Genomic DNA, 20,339 nt, shown 5'->3' with positions numbered 1-20,339 from the left:
AGGGTTTTATGAGGTATTAGCAACGGTTTCCCGTTGTTGTCCCTCTGTACAGGGCAGGTTGCCCACGCGTTACTCACCCGTCCGCCGCTAAGTTGTATTGAAGCAAGCTTCTCAACAACTCCGCTCGACTTGCATGTGTTAGGCACGCCGCCAGCGTTCATCCTGAGCCAGGATCAAACTCTTAATAAATTAAATATCTGGGTAAATGATATAATCTTTAATGTTAATAGTAACTAAAATTACTAATTATTCATTATTAATTATTCATTAATTAATTATGCTGGCTTAAATCTATACTGTTCAGTTTTCAAAGACCTAGTTTTTAGGACTTTCGCCCCATCGCCATCTTTCGACGACCTAACTACTTTAACATATTCACAATGTTTTGTCAAGCAGTTTTTTGAGATTTTTTTATCGCTTAGCTACAAGTGTTTTTTAATTCAGTCTCGTAGAAGCGACTTGATAAGTATATCACTATCGAAGAATTATGTCAACCACTTTTTTAGATGCTTTTCAATTTATATTAGTGTGGTTGATCGTGTTGCTGACGACTTAAATAAATATAGCATGGAATCAATCCAATGTCAATATGTTTCTTCTACCTAAGCCTTAATCATTCACCTCTAATATTGTTTCACTTAATTTAATTTATATACATTGTATAGGATTATTTTTTACAGATAACCCACTTTACTAACATAAGCTTTATTAAAAGCTTCATATATTTAAGAAATAAGTTAAAAGCTAAGGAGCGTCTTTATCAATAGATACTGGAGTCAGATTATTTTCTATATATTAATAAAGGAAACTCCCCTTGGGAGTTTCCCTTTTAGTTTATTTTAAAAAACTAGACTACTTAGATTGGTTGGCTGCAATTACACTACCTAAAGCAATAGAGTACAACTTCGTTTCAGCAGTATCAGCTCTAGATACTAATACTACAGGAGCTTTTGCCCCCATGATCACTCCTGCTGATTTAGCATTTGCCATATAAGTCATTGCCTTACCAATACCATTTCCTACTTCAATTGTTGGCATCAGCATGATGTCTGTCTCACCGACTACAGGACTGTTGTATCCTTTTACAGCCGCTGCTTCTTTTGAAACAGCTAAGTCAAAGGCAATTGGCCCTTCTACGATAACGCCGTCTCCAAAGAATCCTTCATTTGCTAATTTTTTAAGTTCAGCTCCATCTACTGTTGATGGCATTTTTTCATTTACCTTTTCCTTTGCTGCTAAGCAAGAAACTTTTACTTCAGTTACGCCTAAAGCTTTTGCTGCAACGATGGCGTTTTTTAAGATTCCCTTCTTTTCTTCTAAAGAGGGCTCTATGTTCATCCCACCATCTGTTAAGTAAAGTAATTTATGATATAAGTCTGCTTCATACACCATCACGTGACTTAAAAGGTTTTCTGTTCTTAATCCAACTTCTTTATTAAGAACTGCCTTTAATAAAATAGATGTATCAAGAAGTCCCTTCATAACAAAGTCTGCTTCTCCTTGAGAAACCAGCTTAACTGCTTCAAGAGCGGATTCCATTAGGTCCGGTTTATTGATTACTCTATATTGATTTAAATCCATACCGATTTCCTTAGCAATTTGTTGGATTTTTTCTTCATCCCCGATTAAAATCCCCTCAATAATATTCATCTTTTTAGCTTCTGCTACTGCCTTTAATACATCATCATCCTGTGCCGCAGCTACTACTAGTCTCATTTTGTTTTGTTCTTGTGCTACCTTCACTAATTGAGCTAAATTCTTAATCATTATGTACTCACCTCTTATATTTATTGTTTTTGTTCAAAGCTTAGTTGAAACTCATTTACGAAAAAGTTCTCTTTTATATTAATTTAATGTAGAACTTTCCTATTCGTTACGTTACAAGTATATTGTATCTATTCGATACGATATCTAATTTTCCTTCTTAATTTTAACATTTACAATTTTACTAAACTCTATAAATATTTTTATTTTCCTAACCCAATAATTCTTCTAGCCGTGTCTGACAAGCTAGAGTGATTTCATCATAGGGATTTAGTTCCAAGGAACGTTTGATATAGTCACCTGCTTCTTGATATTCACCCAGTTCCATATAAATCATGGAAAGATTGCTAAGGATTTCGCTATTTTCTCCCCCCACAGCTAAAGCTCTTTGGAAGGATTCTATAGCCTTTTGGTAATCCCCTAAACTACTGTAGCAGATTCCCAGCTCCGCAATGGCATCCACCGCATCTCCCTTTATCTCTAATACTTTATCAAATCGTTGGATGGCTTCACTGAACTGCCCCAGCTGTCTATAACCTAATCCAACAAAGAAAATCATGTTCCACCACTCAGGATACTTTACTTCTAAATCCAACAAAAGGGGTAATCCCTCATCTGCTTTTCCCATTAAAATTGCTTCATAACCTGTTTCATAGTCTACCAGGTCAGTTAATTCATGTAATAGATGTCTAACTCTAACCTGTACCAATTCATCGACTTCCAATTCTAGAAGTTTTTCAGCATAGAGTTTGGACTTTCTAAATTGACTTTCATCTTTATAGATGTAGGCCAACTGATAATATGCCATAGGATTATCTTCTATAGTCAACAATTCTTCTAATTTATTCTTAGCTTCTTGTTTAAAGACTTTAGCTATTTTTTTACTGGAGATTCCCTCTTCCCTATACTTAAGTAATGTTACTCCATAGTTTAGTAATGCTTGAGAATTTACTGGATTAAGCACCAGAACTGATTTTATTAGAATTAAACTTTCTAACAATTTATTATCCTCAGCTGATTGCATTGCTTGAAATAAAATGTAATTTTCAATAGCGTCATTTACAGTCCTTAGAAATTTAATATATTCCTCTTTAAATTTAAAGTGTTGATCAATTCCTAGCGTATATGCCATTCCCCGAATAATTCCAGCTACGGTGATGACTTCGTTTTCTGGCTTTGTTTTAATATTTTCAGCCAGTTCAGCGGTTATCATCGGTATATCCAAGCCCCCCGAAGGTATTTGGTAGCCTTTAATGCTAAGATTGGCTTCCTCTTTTAAATGAACAAAAGACAAGTCCTCTGTATTTTTCAGTATATGTGGATCAATCAAAAACTCCATGGTTTACCTCCATTATTAATTCTCATTTGTATCTTCTAAACAATATAAAACCTAATACTCATCTTAATGTACTATACTATAGTATTTTATGAAAAATCAAATCATCCACATATTCCCCAGTAGACTCAATTTTGTGATGTTGATAAACACAGCCTGCAAAAGTAAATCCTGCTGACAATATGGTATTGATGGATGGTTTGTTATTGCTATACACATACGCTCTTGCAACAGTTACACCTTTCTTTTTTAAATCTCCAAGACAGTAATTAGTAAAATTTTTAGCCAATCCCTTTCTTCTAGAGCTGGCATCGATGGCAATAGTTAAAAAGGCAGCATGATTTTTATTACCTACCCCTTGCCGTCCTCTAAAAACTGCTACGACTGCTTCCCCCTCTAATGCCACATAAAAATGAACACCTTTTTCATTAACTTTTTCTTGTAAATCTTCTTCATTTAGTATTTCTGCAAAGGAAACCTCACACGTTTCTCCTTGCAATTTGTTAAATAAGTGTAAGACCTGTTGATGGTGTTCTGTCCTCATTTCATGAAATACTATTTCCATTATCTGCCCCCCTTATGTTTGGACAGTAGGAGATTACCGTCTCACACTAAGCCCAGCTCTACCTAATACATCCCCTAGCCCATAATATGTTCCTTTTAGATATGTAAATAGGCGACAATCTTGCAAATCCACCTGCTCTTCTTTAACGTACTCCTCATTCACTTGAATATTCACGATCTCTGCTAGAAATAAATGATGGCTGCCTAAAGGTACAATTTCCTTAACTTTACATTCCAGATTAAGTGGACACTCTTGAATAATTGGAGACTTTACTTGTTCTCCTTGCATTGCCGTAAGTCTTAGGGTCTCAAACTTATTGACTTCTTTTCCTGATTTCACCCCACAAAAGTCATTTTCATAAAGTAGTTTTTCATCAGGAAGATTCACTACAAATTCCATTGTTTCTTTAATCATATCAAAGGAATGTCTTTCAGGTCTTATGGCTATAGAAAGCATTGGTGGCTGTGATGAGACAATCCCCACCCAAGCAATGGTAATAATATTGTTTTCTCCTTTGTTATTGTTGCATGATACCATAACACTAGGAACTGGATACAACATTGTTTGGGGCTTTAAATTTACCTTTTTCATTTTATAATTCCTCCTTTTAAAAACAAATCAGTACTAAAACCTTCTCATGAATAGTCTTTTCCTTCTATTGCTGGTGCTTAAGGTATTGAATAAATAGCCTCTATAGATCATCATAAAGGTAAAGATTACTTGACCAAGCAAGTACAAAACAATACCACCGCCGGAAAAGAGTATATTTATGGGTATGTAATAATTAATGATTCCTGCTAAAACCTGCCCCGTCACTAGATATATTATTCCCAAGAAAATCCCATTTGGAATGAACCATTCAATCCAATTGTCCTTTACAAATTCAAATGAGTGGGTGATGGATTCCCAAGGATTATAATGTTTTTGATACAGGACCTCAGGTATTGGATTTAATACTACAAATGCTAAAAACAAACCAATCATTTCTACTCCTGCAGGATCAATAAACTGACCTAAAATTGGCTTTATCAATAAATCGAAGGCCATACGCCCTACCCAGAACATAAACAGCAGTCCCCATACCTTCCTCAGATAGACTGTGAATCCCTCTTTAAAATCCTGAAAAGTAATACGATCTCTTGTGATGATCCCCTCCAGTAAATAGATGTAGTTAGAGATGATGGCACTGGTGGTAATTAACAGAACAATTCCTGCCAATATTCCAAAGTATGGAATGATACTATACAAGAATATTGTCGCAATAGTATAAAACAATCCTGTGAAGATAAAGAGCCAATTTTTCATTAGACTTTTGGATGTATTTCTTAAGGCTGATAGGTTGGTATAATATAAGTCTCTCAGTAATTCCATTAGATCCCTCCTCTTAAAATATACAGGGGAGAAAAGTTTCTATTTCCTCCCTAAAATTTCGCCTTAGCCTCATTTTTCTACAGGGAAACAATATAGTATTTTGAATGATCAATCGCTTTATTGCTTAAGTCATAGTCAAAAAGAACTATCGTCTGGTCCTGATCCACCTCGTTCAATCGAGTGGGAGTTACTTCCAATTCCACAACATTATATGAAAAATTTTCAAAATGAACTTTTTTAATAATTTGTTTTGCCGGTATATTCCCGTAGTTTGGAAGGTACTTCGCTACATTAGCCTCCTGCTGTAAAAACTCATGACAACTATTTTTAAAGTTATCCTCTTGTTGACGATTTAAAAAAGATGGTATTGAAGAAGTTCGCGTGTTTTTTAAAAAATCAAATTTAAGTACTTCTTTAAATACCTGGAGCCTCTGGAAATGCTTTTCTTCATAGAAATCTAAAAGTATCCCATAGAGTTTATTTTTACCATGGGAGGTATGATGATAACCATTTTTCTCCCAATGTTTCCAAAGTTCCTCAAAAAATCTAAAGGCATTGGCATAGAAATTTTGAATAATTACTTCTATGGATGTATTAAATAACCTTGAGTTCCAATAAATTTCCACCATTTCCTCTACCCCCTTAAGACGAATCATGGCTCCATAGGATAAGTAGTCATTCTCCAATACTTCATAAGGAGCAGTGTCAGAATATACATAGTTAAACTCCTCTGCCCTTGCCCGTAATCCAGATCCCTTTAACAGCTTCAAGAAACCCATCTGTAGTTTTTCAGGTCTCAGCTTAAACACATCTTCAAAGGATATTCTAAAGGTATAATAGTCTTCTTTAGGTAACCCCACTATTAAATCCAAGTGCTGATGAATATTTTTATAGGAAGAAATAATATTTACTTTTTCCTTTAGTTTTTCGAAATCCATCCGACGATCTATTTCCTTAAGGGTCTCTTCATTGGTGGATTGGACACCTATTTCAAATTGAAATAATCCTACTGGGGCATCCTTTAGGAATTCCAACATCTCATCCCCTAGGATATCGGCAGTTACTTCAAGATGGAAGTTGGTTTTTCCTCGATTATGCTCCATGATGAACTTCATGATTTCTAGAGCAAAATCCTTGTTGGCATTGAAGGTTCGGTCTACAAACTTTACCTGCTTTACTTCTGCTTCTATTAAAATCTTTAGCTCCTTCTTTACTCGATCTATTGGAAAATATCTCACACCTCGATCGGCGGAAGATAAGCAGTATTGACAATTATATGGACAACCTCTGGAGGTTTCATAGTAGACAATTTTGTCTCCATCTAATTCTTCACCTCCATAGGCAAAGGGAATTTCCTCTAAAGGAGGATTTTGTCCTCTATCGTTAATATAGATTTCCCCCTTAGTCCTATATGCAATGGAAAGAATCTGGGAATAATCCTTATTTTCCTTCAGACAAGTCATTAATTCCTTAAAAATTAATTCTCCTTCCCCTATCAATACAATATCTATAGAATCATTTACTTCCATTAACTCTTTTGTTTCAAAGGAAACCTCTGGTCCCCCCAAAACAATCATTGTATCTGGCATGATTTTCTTCAGGGTTTTAGTTATTTGAAGGATCATTTCTATGTTCCAAATATAACAAGAGAAGCAAAGGACCTCTGGATTCTTCTTATATATTTCTGAAATGATGTAGTCTGAATGATGGTTGATTGTGTATTCTTGTATTTCTATATTTTCTATTACATTTTCAACAGTCTTTTTTAGATATCTTACAGCTAAATTAGTATGGATGTATTTTGCATTTAATGCTGTCAGTAGAACCTTCATTACATAACCTCTTTCCATTACAATTAATCTTTATTTTTTTTAGTTAAACCAAACCATAGAACGTTTCCCCAACATTGGAAACCCATTTCTATTGCAAGGTTTTGGGATGCAGAATTCGTGACTACAATATGATTATAGGGAATGTTTCCTTTGTCGATTACCTTCTTTAATAAATCCACGGTTATTCTCTTTGCAAATCCTTTTTTTCTGTACTCCTCTATTGTATACATTACTCCCATGGAGTTGTCCTCCCGTACCAATGCCCAAGAAATAGGATTTCCTTTTTCATCACGAATTACTGAAGATGGTCTGTTGATGATACATTCCAAAAGATACTCTCTAGAACCTTCTTCTTTGTAGGTATAGTAGTGATTGACAACATCTACATCCTCTGGTTTCAAGTATCCTAAGGTTTCTTCTGCTTGTATTTTTTTCCAATTATTTTCTGGCAAGTAGTATAAATAGCAGTGTTCTTCCCACTCTAATTCATAGTCCCACAAGGTTCCCCTAATAGTATTGGCTAATTCCGTTGGTAAACCACAAAACCCTACACGTTCTCCAAAGGAATAGGTTTTTAACACTGTATCTAGAATTTCTTTGTCCCTACTATAGGGTATAGCCCAATAACCGTGTTTTAATACAAAGCCCCTTGGGTTTTCAACGTTATCAACATAGATTTCTATATCTTTATTGTTCATCATCCTGCCCAGTGTATTTAGATGGACGATTAAGTCTTCTTCTATCAATGGCATAACCTGTTTTTTATCTTTTACTAGATACATATGGCTCCCCCCTATTCAAAGTACATCATCATTATAGCATAGTACATATTGTATTGCATCCTTCTAAGATTTTGTATACTCAACCCTATTGTTTGGTTATGTTATAATGGTAATATGGTTACCAAATCATTACACAGAACTGGAAAATTATAGAATACTTGTTTTATGCTGTATAAATATGAGAGTTTAATCATAATTTCTAACATTAATTGAGAATGGAGGCTTAAAAATGAAAAAATGCCTTATGATTCTGGGTATCTTAATACTTGTATTCTTTACCGTTGTTGGTGTAACTCTATTCTATCCCCAGCCCACCACTACAAATTCACCTTCTCAAATTCTCTACAACGAAGCGTATTTTATCAAGAAGTTTGCTGAAGAAAATATAGCGCTCCTCAATCAAAACACCTTTGTAATTACTGAAGAAGAACTGAATGGATATGCAAACTACCAACTACAAACTAATCAAGTTTCCTTTAATCAATCGGGCTTTGAAACCACTGGTCTAAAGGCGAAGTTATTAAAGGATACCATCCTGCTTGATGTCTATGGTAAGCTTTACTCCCTACCCGTTCGACTACATGTAAATCTAGAACCCCTTTATCAAGATGAGAAAATTTACTTTACTTTTAAGGAGGCTAAATTTTCTAGGATTAATATTCCTGAAAAATACTTCGCCCAGTTATTAGGTGAGTCTATTGACATGGTATCAGGCATCGACAAAAGTAGTCAATTTATTTTGCCTATTGAGCTCCATGAAATGGTTATCATTAAAAATGTGGCCTTTGAAAACCAGCAATTAAGAATTGACTATGAGCTCAATAAGGAAAAACTAATTGAAGAATTACTAAAGGGCTTAAAAAACAATAATTAGTAAACAATAACCGCAAGTGGACATAACATTTCGTTTTATTGCTAGCTATTATGTGGGCTCAATATTTTAAAATCAATTAGAACCTTTCTATTTCATTAATCTAAGTTTGTCCCATCAATGAAACAATGTTAATTTTTCGTTATATTCGATAATTTTATGTAAATATGATTGCAATTAAGAATTATTCTTAATATAATGGAGATAGATTACTTCAAGTTGGAAAATGTAGAATAGAAAGGTTGTTGCCACTTGTTTCCTCATACACATAAAATTATTTCAGAGCATCTACATGAAAGCATTGTAAATACTCTAGGAGTAGAGTTGAACAAGAATAGCTTAATCTATGGTAGTATTAAGCCCGACATCGCTCCTAGTCTGGCAAAACTTGATCATTTTAAACCCCAGTCCTTCGAGTTAATTATGAACGAAATTCATAGACTTTCTCAAACGTCTTTTGCAAATAACAAAGAATTTATTAAAAACTTCTCCAGTCAAATTGGAGTCGTAACCCATTTTATAGCGGACTTTTTCTGTGTTCCCCATAATGATCGGATCAAATACCGTAAAGCCACCATCGTCAGTCATATGATTTATGAAAATAACCTTCATAAGCTTTTTAAAGATTTTGATGGGAAGGTTATTGCCTCCCAGGAGGACTTTACTGTAGATAATTATTCCGCCCATATTATCAAACGGGCTATTGAACAGCTCCATCAACAATACAACTCTAGAGAAGAGTCCTTTATGAACGATTTAACCAGTTCCCTTGAGGCTACTTCGGCAGTGGGATTATATATTGTACGCCATGCCATCAGCCAAAGGAGTTCTATCGTAGCTGCATAAAAACACCCCCAACAGAAATGTTAGATAATTATCTGCTGGGGGTGTTTTTAGATTTCTTTTTCCTTCCATCGCCCCAGTGAAAACCAGCCTAATATGATGAGGGCCTCTACAACGACAGAAAGACTGATGGCAATCCATACCCCTGTAGCCCCCATTGGAATTGTTCTGGTCAATAGGTATGCAAAGGGAATTTTAATAACCCAGTTACCTACAATAGATGCCACCATTGGTGGGAATGTATCCCCTGCCCCCATGAAGGCAGCCCCCAATACATTTGGGAAGATAACAAATAATATACCTAAATAGCAAATCCTTAAATACTCAACCCCCACTTGGATTACCTCTGGGTCATTAATAAAGGCACCCATTAGGTACTTTGGGAATATAAAAAAAGGAATTGCGAAAACAATCTTGTTAAAGATGGCTAGCTTTAAGCCCTGCTTTACAACGTCTTCAGCAGATTTTACATCCTTTTTGCCAAGATTTTGGCCTACTAAAACCGACATTGCAGTACCTAGGCCCGCCAGAAATATAAACACAAAGTTGAATAATCTCCCTCCAATTCCAAAGGCTGCACCTGCACTGACCCCCTGCTCCAATACTATTCGATACATGATTAGCCCTGTAAAGGGTCTAGTAATCATCTGTAGAGCTGAGTACCCCCCTATTTTCAATATCCTAATGGAGGTATTCATTTCTATTTTTAAATGCTTGATGAATCCTTTGATATCAAAATCGAAGATATGTCTCATAATAAGGGATCCCATCAGTAGGGAGCCCACTGCTTCTGATAGGGCTGTTGCTGCGGCAGCACCACCAATGCCCAGCTTAAATACCATGATGAATAGATAGTCCAATAAAATATTTAATAAGTTCATCGCCACAAAAACCTTTACAGGATTTTTGGTATCCCCTGTTGCCTGTAGAATTCCACGGGTGGTGGCATTAAAAAAGAATAACGGTATCCCTAAAAGAGCCACTTGTATATACTGCCTTGATTGGCCCAGCATTTCTACATCTGTTCCTCCAAATATCCGTAGTATTAGATTGATATTATAGTAACTGAAGACTACCACAATGATTCCAACAAAAAAAGATAATATCATTCCCTGTTGGGAGATTCCCTTGATCCCTTCCTGATCATCAGCCCCTGTCAATCGAGATACTAGTGCTATGGAGCCAGTGGCAATTAAGAAGGGGACAACATGTATTACTCCTATAACAGAGGTAGCAGCCCCCACCGCTGCCGTTTCCACCTTTCCTAGTCTCCCCACAAACCACATATCGGCTATCACCATGAGAGTATGGAGAAATTGTCCGATAATCACAGGCCATGCCAATCCCCAAATCTTTTTTAGTTGTTGTTGATCAGTTTTTATAATACTGTTGATTAAGGTCAAAACGAATCCCTCCTATTGGACTTTTTTCCTATCTTTCTTCCTACCTGTAAATATTTTGTAGAATCTTGAAGGTATTTTAGTATAATTGTAGAATATAAAACCCTATACAATAGCAACTATAGAAAGGAGACGACTAATGGAGGATTTTTCAACAATATCAGTAGAGGAAATATCAAAACAGGATATGCTACTTATTATCAAGGCACTGGAATACACTGGAGAACATACTAAAATTGCCTCATTTATTGAGTTAAAAAATACCATCGTTAAACAACTAAGTCTTTTGGCTGATACTACTGAGGAAGAGTTTTTAAAGTCTCTTGAATAATAATTAGGTTTGTTTAAGGTACATACTTTAAATTATCTAAGGTCCTGAACTTCATAGAAGTTGAGGGCTTTTTTCGTAAATGTGTTTCTACATAAGTCATCAATTAAATCATCCGAAGGAATTCTTTGTTCTTAAGAGAGTTTCACTTCATGACCTTAGGTGTAATATTGGCGGATAGTTATATAAGTGAATGAAAATTTTCTCATTAGATTCTTTTATATAGTTTGTATTCCCCTGTTTTCGTCTCCAAAGTAATTTCTATCCAATACTTTCCTTCCCGTCTCCCTACCACCTTAGTAACGTTCAGTATTGGATGCTTAATCACACTTCCCACCTCTATGTTAAATAAGTCAACTGAAGACTGATTTACTTTATATGGTTTTCGATCAACTTGATAGTTTCTAATCTTGAGGATATAGTCTCCCATACTGTTGATAAAATCTTCTTCCTTGATCCCTGTAGCAATTACATCTTTTTCCTTGATTTCTGAAGTAATACCATAAAATCCATAGGCTAATGCCAAGGCTTCCTTTTGATCCTCCATTGGTGTCAATTCAGTTCTTAAGGGAAGCTCCTCCTGTAGTCTCCAAAAGTTTTCTAGGGCGGCCATGAGGACTCCTTGACTATCTAACTTTGATGATTGTGGTTGAAGCCACTGATTTTTCAGACGGTCTAAAGCCATTAGGTAATTTATTTTTTCCTGTTCGAATTGCAAGATAAATTTTTTGGATGGTGCTTCCTGTTGAAGGATAGATAATTCCTCCCTGTGGAGCCCTATCAAGAAATCCTTTAGAACATCTATTTGCTCTTCTCTTGTTTGGTTGGATTTTTCCAATAAACTAAAAACAATCTTTGCCGTTAGAAGGGTCGTCAGTAGCACTTGAGGGTGTCGATGAAAATAAATAATTTGTCTAAGGGATTCTTCTTTAGCCACCCCAAAGTTTTTATTGGCCAGTAAAATTCCCATAATCCTTGAAAACCCATAGCCTCTTTTATCATCTATATACAGGGGGTGTTGCTGTCCCGCTTTACTTCCTCCGTGACGATAATAATTCCATAATTTTAGTTCTTCTTGAAACCGATTGTAATCAACTATTACTCTATTATTTTCTTGATCATCCATTAGACACTTAATGATAATTAGAGAAAGCTCTGTTAAGTCACTCCACTGACCAGCAGAAACACCCATTCTTAAATCAAGCTCCCTATGGAAATTGAAGGGCTGAAATTCTGCATCTTTATTAGTGTTTTCCCTTAAAAACCCTATGGCATCACCGTATACCATTTGAGTGAAACTACTTATAATTTTAATATCTTTTTTCAAGGGTTCCCTCCCCTTTCTGTAGTCTGTCTTTAAGCATACATATTAATGGTAAACAATTTTTTATGATTATACAAGGGTAAACCATAAATCCTATTCAATTTTTAACCTTTATTACAAAAGAAAAACACTAAAACCCTTGAAGTAAGGGTTTTTAGGGTTTTTCTTTGATTTTATATTATTTGAATTACATAGATTAAACTACATTTTTTCTGGTGCTTGAATACCTAGTAATGATAATCCATTGTTTAATACTTGCTTTACAGCATATACCACTGCCAGTCTTGCCTTCTTAAGCTCCACATCCTCCACTAGGATTGAATGGTCATGGTAAAAACGATTGAAGGCTTGTGCAACATCAATAATTTGACGGGTAATGATGGAGGGTTCATTTTTTCTATGGGCATCTTGAACTACTTCTGGGAAGATTTGAAGTTCTTTAATTACCATCATTGAAACTTCGTCATTTAATAAACTTGCATCAAAACTCGTGTCCAGTTCCATACCTGCTTTTCTTAAGACACTACTTGCTCTAGCATGGGTATACTGAACATATGGTCCTGTCTCTCCTTCAAAGTTAAGAACCTTATCCCAATCAAATGTATAGTCTTTGATTCTGTTGTTGGATAACTCTTGAAAAACGACTGCTCCTATACCGACTTGTTCTGCTACAGTTTCTAGGTTTTCGATATTTGGATTCTTTACATTGATGATTTCCTTTGTCTTTTCAACAGCTTGCTTAAGTACATCCTCTAGGAATACCACTCTTCCTTTTCTTGTTGAAATGGTACCTTCTTCAAGACTTACCATGCCAAAAGGAACATGAACACAATCCTCAGCCCATTCAAATCCCATTAATTCTAATACCTTTAAAATTTGTTGGAAATGAAGGATTTGTTGCGAACCTACTACATAAACGTTTTTGTGGAAATCATAAGTATCTTTTCGATAAACAGCAGCAGCGATATCTCTTGTAATATATAGGGAAGAGCCATCACTCTTTCTAATTAAAGCAGGCGGCATTCCATATGCTTCTAAATCTACAATTTCTGCCCCTTGGGATTTTTTAAGTATTCCTTTTTGCTCCATCATTTCCACCACGGAAGGAATCTTATCAGAGTAGAAACTTTCTCCTGCATAGGAGTCAAAAGTAATTCCTAACATATTGTAAACTCTATTGAATTCATCTAAGCTAACCTCTCTGAACCATTTCCATAATCGAAGGGCTTCTTCTTCTCCTTCTTCTAGCTTCTTGAACCATGCGCGACTCTCATCCTCTAGTTCTGGTTGTTCTTCTGCTACTTCATGGAATTTTACATAAAGCTTAAGTAATTCAGGGATTGGATTTGCTCTTACTGTTTCTTCGTCTCCCCAGTTTTTGAAGGCGACGATTAATTTACCAAACTGCGTACCATAGTCACCTAGATGATTGATCGCTATTGTATTGTATCCCAAGAATTGATAGATTTTGTATAGGGCATTTCCGATTACTGTTGTTCTAATATGACCTATGTGGAAGGGCTTTGCGATATTTGGAGAAGAGAACTCTAGTATAACGTTTTTGCCAACCCCCATGTCACTGCTACCATAGGTGCTTTTCTCCGTTATGACAGCCTCTAATACTTTTTGAGTAAAGAAGGCCTTATTAACAAAGAAGTTCAAGTAGCCCCCTACACTTTCCACCTTATCAAATGCTTCTGATAGCTCCATCTTTTCTGCTAGTTCTTGGGCAATCATATTTGGGGCTTTTCTGTAGACCTTTGCTAGTCTAAAGCAAGGGAAGGCAAAGTCCCCCATATCAGTATTCTTTGGTATTTCAATCGATGTTAAAATTTCTTCTTGAGTCATATCTCCCATGTGGGGCTTTAACTCTTGGCTTAATTTCATTTTAAAATCCATCATTTTAATTACCTCCTCAAAAGCATTATAGATTTATTTAAACTAAAACTTTAAGACAATCATCCTTTGTATCTCATTTGCATCTCCATTCCTCTACTTTCAAAAAGTTGTTGAAATACAAAAAACTCCCGTCTCTATTAGAAGAGACGAGAGTAAAATCCCGTGTTACCACTCTTATTGGAATCAACTATGGCCTATCACATAAAGCCCCTCATAATATAATGATTGGAGTTGAATCCCACTCAACTTCCCGCTAACGGAGGAAAACCGTATTACTCTACTAAGTTCAAGTATATTCTCCGAGGTGCGCTTCCCTGTAATCATGTGCCAGACTCCCACCAACTCTGGCTCGCTAAAACAACTCCTACAGCTACTCTCCTCATCATCGCCTTAAGATATTTTCTTGTTCCAAATAATATAACATATATTATTACTGAAAACAAGATATTTATTCATTTTTTCTTAATCTTCTTTATAGACTTCTTTAATATCTTCATCTAGATAATCTTCCTCGGAATATACCTTGATTCCTTTACTAGCGAGGAGGGCTGCCGTAACCCCATGCCCTTTGATTTTATTCCCAGCAAAGCTACCATCATAAATCAACTTATTCCCACAGGAGGGGCTTTTAGCCTTTAGGACTGCTTCTTTTATTCCCAATACTTCTGCAATCTTTAAGGTTTCCTCTGCTCCTTTGATAAACTCCTCAGTAACATCTTTACCATCATTACGGAGGACCTTTCCCTTGCCTGCCAATACCGATGCACCATCGCCCCCTTGAATTTCAGCAGGTGGCCTTGGGGTTGCTAATCCCCCCAATTGTTCTGGGCATATAGGGACAATCCCCTTTTTCTGAAGTTTCTCTATTAGTTCCTTCTTTAGATTGTTTCCTCCAGTATATTTACAATTGACCCCCAGTAGACATGCACTGACTAGTATCATTGGCTCTACCCCCATTATTTTAATTCAACAATGGTAACTCCAGCTCCACCTTCTCCGTATACACCTGGACGAAGGGTTCTGACATGTTTGTTCTTCTTTAGCATTTGCTTGATTCCTGCACTTAAGATACCTGTTCCTACCCCATGAATAATGGTGACAGGGGAGGCTCCAGCAATGGCACAGTCGTCTATAAATTTATCTACCTCCAACATGGCTTCCTCTAAGTTTTGACCTCTCACATCACATTCACGTCTTACGCTTTCGGCCTTGTTCTTAACGATTTTGCCTACTCCCGTTTTTTTAGTTTCCTCTTTACTTTTAATCCTTTCAAGGTTGCCGGCAGGGATATTAATCTTCATTATTCCCACCTGTACCAATACTTCTCCCTTATCATTGGCAGGCTCCACCACATGTCCCGTCTGGTTGAGGGAGATTACCTTGACAGTTTCCCCTGGCTTTAGATTTTTAGGTGGTTTTTTACTTGTTTTATTTGTAAAGAGGTCTTCTACAGTTTCCCCTAGGGCATCCATTTTTCCAGTCAACTGTTTCTTCGCTTCCTCTAGCTTCTTCTGTATTTCTTTTTCTTCCATCTCCAGCTTTAATTCCCTAAGGTTTTTGATGATTTCATCCGCCTCTGCCTTTGCTACTTTGACGATCTTATAGGCTTCCTTCTTGGCATCCTTAATCATTTTATCCTGTTGCTGCTCCAGCTGTTGTTTCTTGTCAGAATATTGCTGAGTCAATCTCTGTTGCTCCATACGTAGACGTTGGGCTTCTTCTCGATCTGCTTCCGTTGCCCTTCTATTGGATTCAATATTTTGTAGTATGTCTTCAAATTCAATGTCATCATTGGAGATAAACTCCTTAGAGGCATCAATAATTTTATCAGATAATCCAAGTTTTCTTGAGATTTCAAAGGCATTTGATTTACCCGGTACCCCAATCAACAAACGATAGGTAGGTCGTAGGGTCTTTACATCAAACTCCACCGAAGCATTTTCTATGTCTTCGTTTGATAGGGCAAATTGCTTTAGTTCACTATAATGGGTGGTGGCAATAACTGATGCCTTTAGCTCCCTTAAATGATTGATAATGGCCATTGCTAAGGCAGCCCCCTCTGTTGGGTCTGTTCCTGCTCCAAGCTCGTCAAATAGCACTAGGGAATTTGGTGTTACCTCCTCTAGGATTCTTACGATATTGGTCATATGGGAGGAGAAAGTACTTAAACTTTGTTCAATACTTTGTTCGTCCCCTATATCAGCAAAAATCTGGTCGAATACCGCCAGTTTTGTTCCAAAATCAGCAGGAACATGAAGCCCACTTTGGGCCATTAAAGAAAATAAACCAACTGTCTTCAGGGTAACTGTTTTACCCCCTGTGTTTGGTCCCGTTACCATTAGGATTCGGAAATCTTCCCCAAGCCAAATGGTTGTGGGCACTACTTCGTCAGCCTTTAGTAGTGGATGTCGACCCTTTTTAATATGGAACTTACCTTGGTCATTTAACTCTGGCTCTACAGCCTTCATTTCTATTGAAAGTTTTCCCTTAGCAAAGATAAAGTCCAACTGCTTTAGGATTTCCTGGTTGCTTCTAATTTCCATAGCCACATCAGCAATCATGGCGGAGATTTCCCTCAGAATTCTTTCAATCTCTGCTTTTTCCTTCAAGATTAATTCCTTAAGCTGATTGTTTAGCTCCACAACTGCCATTGGTTCAATGAATAGCGTTGCACCACTGGAGGATTGATCATGGATTAATCCCGGTACATTTCCCCGATGTTCTTGTTTTACAGGAACTACATATCGATCCTGTCTTATGGTGATGATGGCATCCTGTAGATACTTTTGAGTTCCAGTTGATGAAATGATGCTATTTAATTTGTTACGAATAGCTTCATTCTTAGTATTGATAGAACGTCTAATATGCTTTAGCTCCGAGCTGGCATTGTCGGATATTTCTGTATCACTGATGATACTCATTGTGATTTTGTCTTCTATCTCTCTGAAGGTATGGAGACTTTCTGCTAAACCTTGGATGATTGGGAATTTTGCTTCTCCATCAGCCTTTAAGTAGCTCTTTAATCTTCTAGCCGCCGTCAAGGTACTATTTAACTGTAGTAATTGCCCTGGGTCTAGATAAGAACCTATTTCAGTTCTTTTTAGATAATGCAATACATCGTGAATCCCTGCAATCGGAACATTCCCCCTCTGTATTAAGATGCTTTGGGCTTCGCTTGTCTCCTGCTGCATCTTGATGATTTCCGATAATTCATCAAGGGGCTTTAGCTCCTCAGCCATGTTTTTTCCTAAAGGGGATGTGCATTTATTCCATAGTCTTTCAAGGATTTTATTATATTCCAAAACTCTTAAACTTCTTTCATTCATCCGTATCACCTCTTACTTTTTAGGATAAGAAAGGAATATTTTTACTCTTTTCAATTCTACCATAATATGTCTCAGTTAGTCCAACTATTAAGTGAGGAAATTGCATAATTGATTTTAGATTTATATTAATGCAAAATGAAAAGCTTCGCTGCTTAGTGTTCAATGAGTAATATATTATAATGTAAAGGAAATTACTCATTTCACAATGCGCGACTCAGCTTTTATTTTTGCATAACACGAATATAAATTCATCGCTAAGGTATTATGCAAATTCCTCAAGTAACTATTCTTATAATTTTCTATATTGTAAAAACTATTCTTGATTATTAATTTTAACCCAGCTATCGTGTAACCCCACCTCTAATCATCTTACTGGTAATACTATACCTGTTAATTTGATTATTGATATCACATAATAATGTAATCCATAACTACCAATAAAACTATAGTATAAAAGATATGGCGATTAACCATATCTTTTATTTTATTTGATTTTATTTTCCTATTGCTGTGCTCTTTTTTGAAGTCTTTCTCTCGTTACCTTATCTAAAATCTTCTTACGGATTCTAATGTTTTTTGGTGTCATTTCAACAATTTCATCATCTGCAATGAACTCTAAAGATTGCTCTAGGGAGAAGATTGTTGGTGGTACTAATCTTAGAGAATCATCTGCTCCAGAAGAACGAATGTTGGTTAACTGCTTTTTCTTACATACATTTACGGCAATATCCTCAAGACGGGAGCTTTCTCCTACAATCATTCCTGCATATACATCTATCCCTGGAGAAACAAACATGTTTCCTCTTTCTTGGGCATGGTAGATTCCGTAGGCAACCGCTGCACCTGTTTCAAAGGCTACTAATGATCCTCTATTTCTTACTCGAATATCCCCACGATAAATATCGTAACCATCAAATAAATGGTGGAAGATACCGTACCCCTTTGTATCTGTAAGGAATTCTGAACGATAACCGATTAAACCTCTAGCTGGGATTCTAAACTCTAGCTTGGTAACTCCTGTTCCAGTCGGCACCATGTCCAGCATTTCACCCTTACGTAGTCCAACCTTTTCAATTACTGCACTGGCACTTTCGTCCGGTACTTCTATAAATAAATGCTCCATTGGCTCAAAAAGACCTTCTTCTGTTCTCTTTAGGATAACCTCTGGTCTAGATACAGCGAACTCGTAACCTTCACGTCTCATGGTTTCAATTAGAATAGAAAGGTGTAGCTCTCCACGACCTAGTACTCTAAAGCAGTCGGCAGAAACCTCCTCCATTTTCATGGCTACGTTTGAAAGCATTTCTCTTTCCAAACGATCCTTTAAATGTCTACTGGTAACAAAAGTACCTTCCTTACCTGCAAAAGGACTATCGTTTACCATAAAGTTCATAGAGATGGTTGGATCATCAATCTCAATAAAAGGTAGTGGCTCTACTTTATCTACAGAACATAGGGTGTCTCCAATGTTAATATCACCTACTCCAGATATTGCGATAATCTCCCCTACTGATGCTTCTTCGATTTCAGTTCTACCTAAACCCTGGAAGTTGTATAAGTTACTCACCTTTACACTCTTTTGTCCTTCATTACCTTTAACTAAAACAGCCTGTTGACCCTTCTTTAGGTTACCTCTAGTTAGTTTTCCGATACCGATTCGTCCAATATATTTGTCGTAATCGATATTTGAGATTAATAGCTGAACCCCATCATCTGGATCACCTTCTGGACATGGGATATGCTCTAGGATAGCATCAAATAACGGCTTAAGATTGTCTGATTCTTCCTCTACCGTTAATTTTGCAAAACCATTTTTTGCTGATGCGTAAATTACTGGGAATTCCAATTGATCTTCGTCGGCTTCTAGGGCAATGAATAGGTCTAATACTTCATCAATGACTTCCTCTGGTCTTCTATCTGGTCGGTCAATTTTATTGACTACAACTATAGGTTGTAGACCCTCTGCCAATGCTTTTTTAAGAACGAATCTAGTTTGAGGCATCGGACCTTCCTTAGCATCTACTAAAAGTAACACCCCATCCACCATTCTCATAATACGTTCTACTTCTCCACCAAAATCCGCATGGCCTGGCGTATCTACGATATTAATTTTTACATCTTTATAGCTAACAGATGTGTTTTTAGATAGAATTGTAATTCCTCTTTCTTTTTCTAGAGAGTTTGAATCCATTACTCTTTCTTCTACATGTTCATTTGTTCTAAATGTTCCACTTTGTTTTAGCATCTCATCTACCATAGTTGTCTTACCGTGGTCAACGTGGGCGATGATGGCTATGTTTCTAATATCATTCCGTTGCATAATTTTACCTCTTCCTTTTATATATTGGAGAATTTACGTAGTTGCGTAGTATAATCTTCGTAATTTCCTCGTTTTTATTTATTTTAACTATTATACCTTTAGTTTAAGCACTAAGAAAAATTTTAACATATATTATAGTTCCCTGCAATCCTTTAAATATTAATATTTAGAGCAATGTCAGTAAAAGTCAGTGAAATCATGAAAAAAGCTACTAAATTTTCTATTTTAAAAGTCTTTTTGAGGTTGTGAAGTATAGGAAAGACCAGCGGTCGTCGCATATAGGTAATACGCGAGAATGCTGGTCTTTTGAAATGACGCAGAAGATAGGGTATTTTCAATGATCATAGTAGACAGTTCAAAAGCCGTTAGATTCAAGGA

At 36.4% G+C, this 20,339-nt stretch carries 16 protein-coding genes, 1 rRNA gene and 1 other annotated feature; of the genes, 3 read left to right on the top strand and 14 right to left on the bottom strand.

Annotation, left to right across the window (positions count from 1 at the left end; translation table 11 throughout):
- The 8 genes from JOC73_RS14590 to JOC73_RS14555 all read right to left on the bottom strand — a co-directional run.
- Positions 1-189: ribosomal RNA gene (locus JOC73_RS14590) — 16S ribosomal RNA — on the bottom strand; the annotation flags it as partial.
- 663 nt (positions 190-852) lie between these two features.
- Positions 853-1,767 carry a bifunctional enoyl-CoA hydratase/phosphate acetyltransferase gene (locus tag JOC73_RS14585; protein ID WP_204404552.1) on the bottom strand — a complete coding sequence of 305 codons (915 nt, stop codon included), beginning with the start codon at positions 1,765-1,767 and terminating at the stop codon, positions 853-855.
- Between the two features lie 208 nt (positions 1,768-1,975).
- Positions 1,976-3,103, bottom strand: coding sequence for a tetratricopeptide repeat protein (locus tag JOC73_RS14580; protein ID WP_204404550.1), 1,128 nt, complete (start codon positions 3,101-3,103; stop codon positions 1,976-1,978).
- A 76-nt stretch (positions 3,104-3,179) separates the two neighbouring features.
- Positions 3,180-3,665 (bottom strand): GNAT family N-acetyltransferase, encoded by a 486-nt coding sequence (locus JOC73_RS14575; protein WP_204404548.1) that lies wholly within the window; start codon positions 3,663-3,665, stop codon positions 3,180-3,182.
- Positions 3,666-3,698: 33 nt separating this feature from the next.
- The gene (locus JOC73_RS14570) at positions 3,699-4,256 is read right to left on the bottom strand and encodes a flavin reductase family protein (RefSeq protein ID WP_204404546.1); all 558 of its coding nucleotides are present in this window, start codon (positions 4,254-4,256) and stop codon (positions 3,699-3,701) included.
- Between the two features lie 33 nt (positions 4,257-4,289).
- A complete protein-coding gene (locus JOC73_RS14565; RefSeq protein WP_204404544.1) occupies positions 4,290-5,036 on the bottom strand; it encodes a hypothetical protein in 747 nt (248 codons plus the stop codon).
- A gap of 77 nt (positions 5,037-5,113) precedes the next feature.
- On the bottom strand, positions 5,114-6,868 hold the full coding sequence (locus tag JOC73_RS14560) for a B12-binding domain-containing radical SAM protein (protein ID WP_204404542.1): 1,755 nt from the start codon (positions 6,866-6,868) through the stop codon (positions 5,114-5,116).
- Between the two features lie 23 nt (positions 6,869-6,891).
- Entirely contained in the window at positions 6,892-7,650 is a 759-nt protein-coding gene (locus tag JOC73_RS14555) for a GNAT family N-acetyltransferase (protein ID WP_204404540.1), read from the bottom strand.
- 229 nt (positions 7,651-7,879) lie between these two features.
- On the opposite strand from JOC73_RS14555, the gene JOC73_RS14550 reads away from it, so the two are divergent.
- Entirely contained in the window at positions 7,880-8,524 is a 645-nt protein-coding gene (locus JOC73_RS14550; protein WP_204404538.1) for a hypothetical protein, read from the top strand.
- 249 nt (positions 8,525-8,773) lie between these two features.
- Complete coding sequence (locus JOC73_RS14545) at positions 8,774-9,367, top strand: zinc dependent phospholipase C family protein (protein ID WP_204404536.1); 594 nt, start codon at positions 8,774-8,776, stop codon at positions 9,365-9,367.
- A gap of 47 nt (positions 9,368-9,414) precedes the next feature.
- On the opposite strand, the gene JOC73_RS14540 is transcribed toward JOC73_RS14545, so the two are convergent.
- A complete protein-coding gene (locus JOC73_RS14540; RefSeq protein WP_204404534.1) occupies positions 9,415-10,767 on the bottom strand; it encodes an MATE family efflux transporter in 1,353 nt (450 codons plus the stop codon).
- Between the two features lie 136 nt (positions 10,768-10,903).
- On the opposite strand from JOC73_RS14540, the gene JOC73_RS14535 reads away from it, so the two are divergent.
- The gene (locus JOC73_RS14535; protein ID WP_204404532.1) at positions 10,904-11,095 is read left to right on the top strand and encodes a hypothetical protein; all 192 of its coding nucleotides are present in this window, start codon (positions 10,904-10,906) and stop codon (positions 11,093-11,095) included.
- Positions 11,096-11,300: 205 nt separating this feature from the next.
- On the opposite strand, the gene JOC73_RS14530 is transcribed toward JOC73_RS14535, so the two are convergent.
- The 5 genes from JOC73_RS14530 to typA form a co-directional block, all read right to left on the bottom strand.
- Positions 11,301-12,419, bottom strand: a complete 1,119-nt coding sequence (locus JOC73_RS14530) for a hypothetical protein (protein ID WP_204404530.1) — start codon at positions 12,417-12,419, stop codon at positions 11,301-11,303.
- Between the two features lie 198 nt (positions 12,420-12,617).
- The gene (gene argS, locus JOC73_RS14525; protein ID WP_279381072.1) at positions 12,618-14,318 is read right to left on the bottom strand and encodes an arginine--tRNA ligase; all 1,701 of its coding nucleotides are present in this window, start codon (positions 14,316-14,318) and stop codon (positions 12,618-12,620) included.
- Positions 14,319-14,454: 136 nt separating this feature from the next.
- Positions 14,455-14,710 (bottom strand) — a binding site (T-box leader).
- Between the two features lie 67 nt (positions 14,711-14,777).
- Entirely contained in the window at positions 14,778-15,257 is a 480-nt protein-coding gene (locus JOC73_RS14520) for a DUF523 domain-containing protein (protein ID WP_204404528.1), read from the bottom strand.
- Positions 15,258-15,271: 14 nt separating this feature from the next.
- Positions 15,272-17,641 (bottom strand): endonuclease MutS2, encoded by a 2,370-nt coding sequence (locus JOC73_RS14515; protein ID WP_204404525.1) that lies wholly within the window; start codon positions 17,639-17,641, stop codon positions 15,272-15,274.
- A gap of 502 nt (positions 17,642-18,143) precedes the next feature.
- Positions 18,144-19,961: a translational GTPase TypA gene (gene typA, locus JOC73_RS14510; RefSeq protein ID WP_204404523.1), complete on the bottom strand. Its 1,818-nt coding sequence runs from the start codon at positions 19,959-19,961 to the stop codon at positions 18,144-18,146.
- Positions 19,962-20,339 lie beyond the last annotated feature (378 nt).

Source organism: Alkaliphilus hydrothermalis, assembly GCF_016908555.1.
GTDB lineage: Bacteria > Bacillota > Clostridia > Peptostreptococcales > Natronincolaceae > Alkaliphilus > Alkaliphilus hydrothermalis.
This window is presented reverse-complemented; position numbering and strand designations above follow the sequence as displayed.

Coding starts and splice junctions, on each gene's coding strand:
- JOC73_RS14585 (WP_204404552.1), bottom strand. CDS start 1,767: ATGATTAAGAATTTAGCTCAATTAGTGAAGGTAGCACAAGAACAAAAC.
- JOC73_RS14580 (WP_204404550.1), bottom strand. CDS start 3,103: ATGGAGTTTTTGATTGATCCACATATACTGAAAAATACAGAGGACTTG.
- JOC73_RS14575 (WP_204404548.1), bottom strand. CDS start 3,665: ATGGAAATAGTATTTCATGAAATGAGGACAGAACACCATCAACAGGTC.
- JOC73_RS14570 (WP_204404546.1), bottom strand. CDS start 4,256: ATGAAAAAGGTAAATTTAAAGCCCCAAACAATGTTGTATCCAGTTCCT.
- JOC73_RS14565 (WP_204404544.1), bottom strand. CDS start 5,036: ATGGAATTACTGAGAGACTTATATTATACCAACCTATCAGCCTTAAGA.
- JOC73_RS14560 (WP_204404542.1), bottom strand. CDS start 6,868: ATGAAGGTTCTACTGACAGCATTAAATGCAAAATACATCCATACTAAT.
- JOC73_RS14555 (WP_204404540.1), bottom strand. CDS start 7,650: ATGTATCTAGTAAAAGATAAAAAACAGGTTATGCCATTGATAGAAGAA.
- JOC73_RS14550 (WP_204404538.1), top strand. CDS start 7,880: ATGAAAAAATGCCTTATGATTCTGGGTATCTTAATACTTGTATTCTTT.
- JOC73_RS14535 (WP_204404532.1), top strand. CDS start 10,904: ATGGAGGATTTTTCAACAATATCAGTAGAGGAAATATCAAAACAGGAT.
- argS (WP_279381072.1), bottom strand. CDS start 14,318: ATGATGGATTTTAAAATGAAATTAAGCCAAGAGTTAAAGCCCCACATG.
- JOC73_RS14520 (WP_204404528.1), bottom strand. CDS start 15,257: ATGATACTAGTCAGTGCATGTCTACTGGGGGTCAATTGTAAATATACT.
- JOC73_RS14515 (WP_204404525.1), bottom strand. CDS start 17,641: ATGAATGAAAGAAGTTTAAGAGTTTTGGAATATAATAAAATCCTTGAA.
- typA (WP_204404523.1), bottom strand. CDS start 19,961: ATGCAACGGAATGATATTAGAAACATAGCCATCATCGCCCACGTTGAC.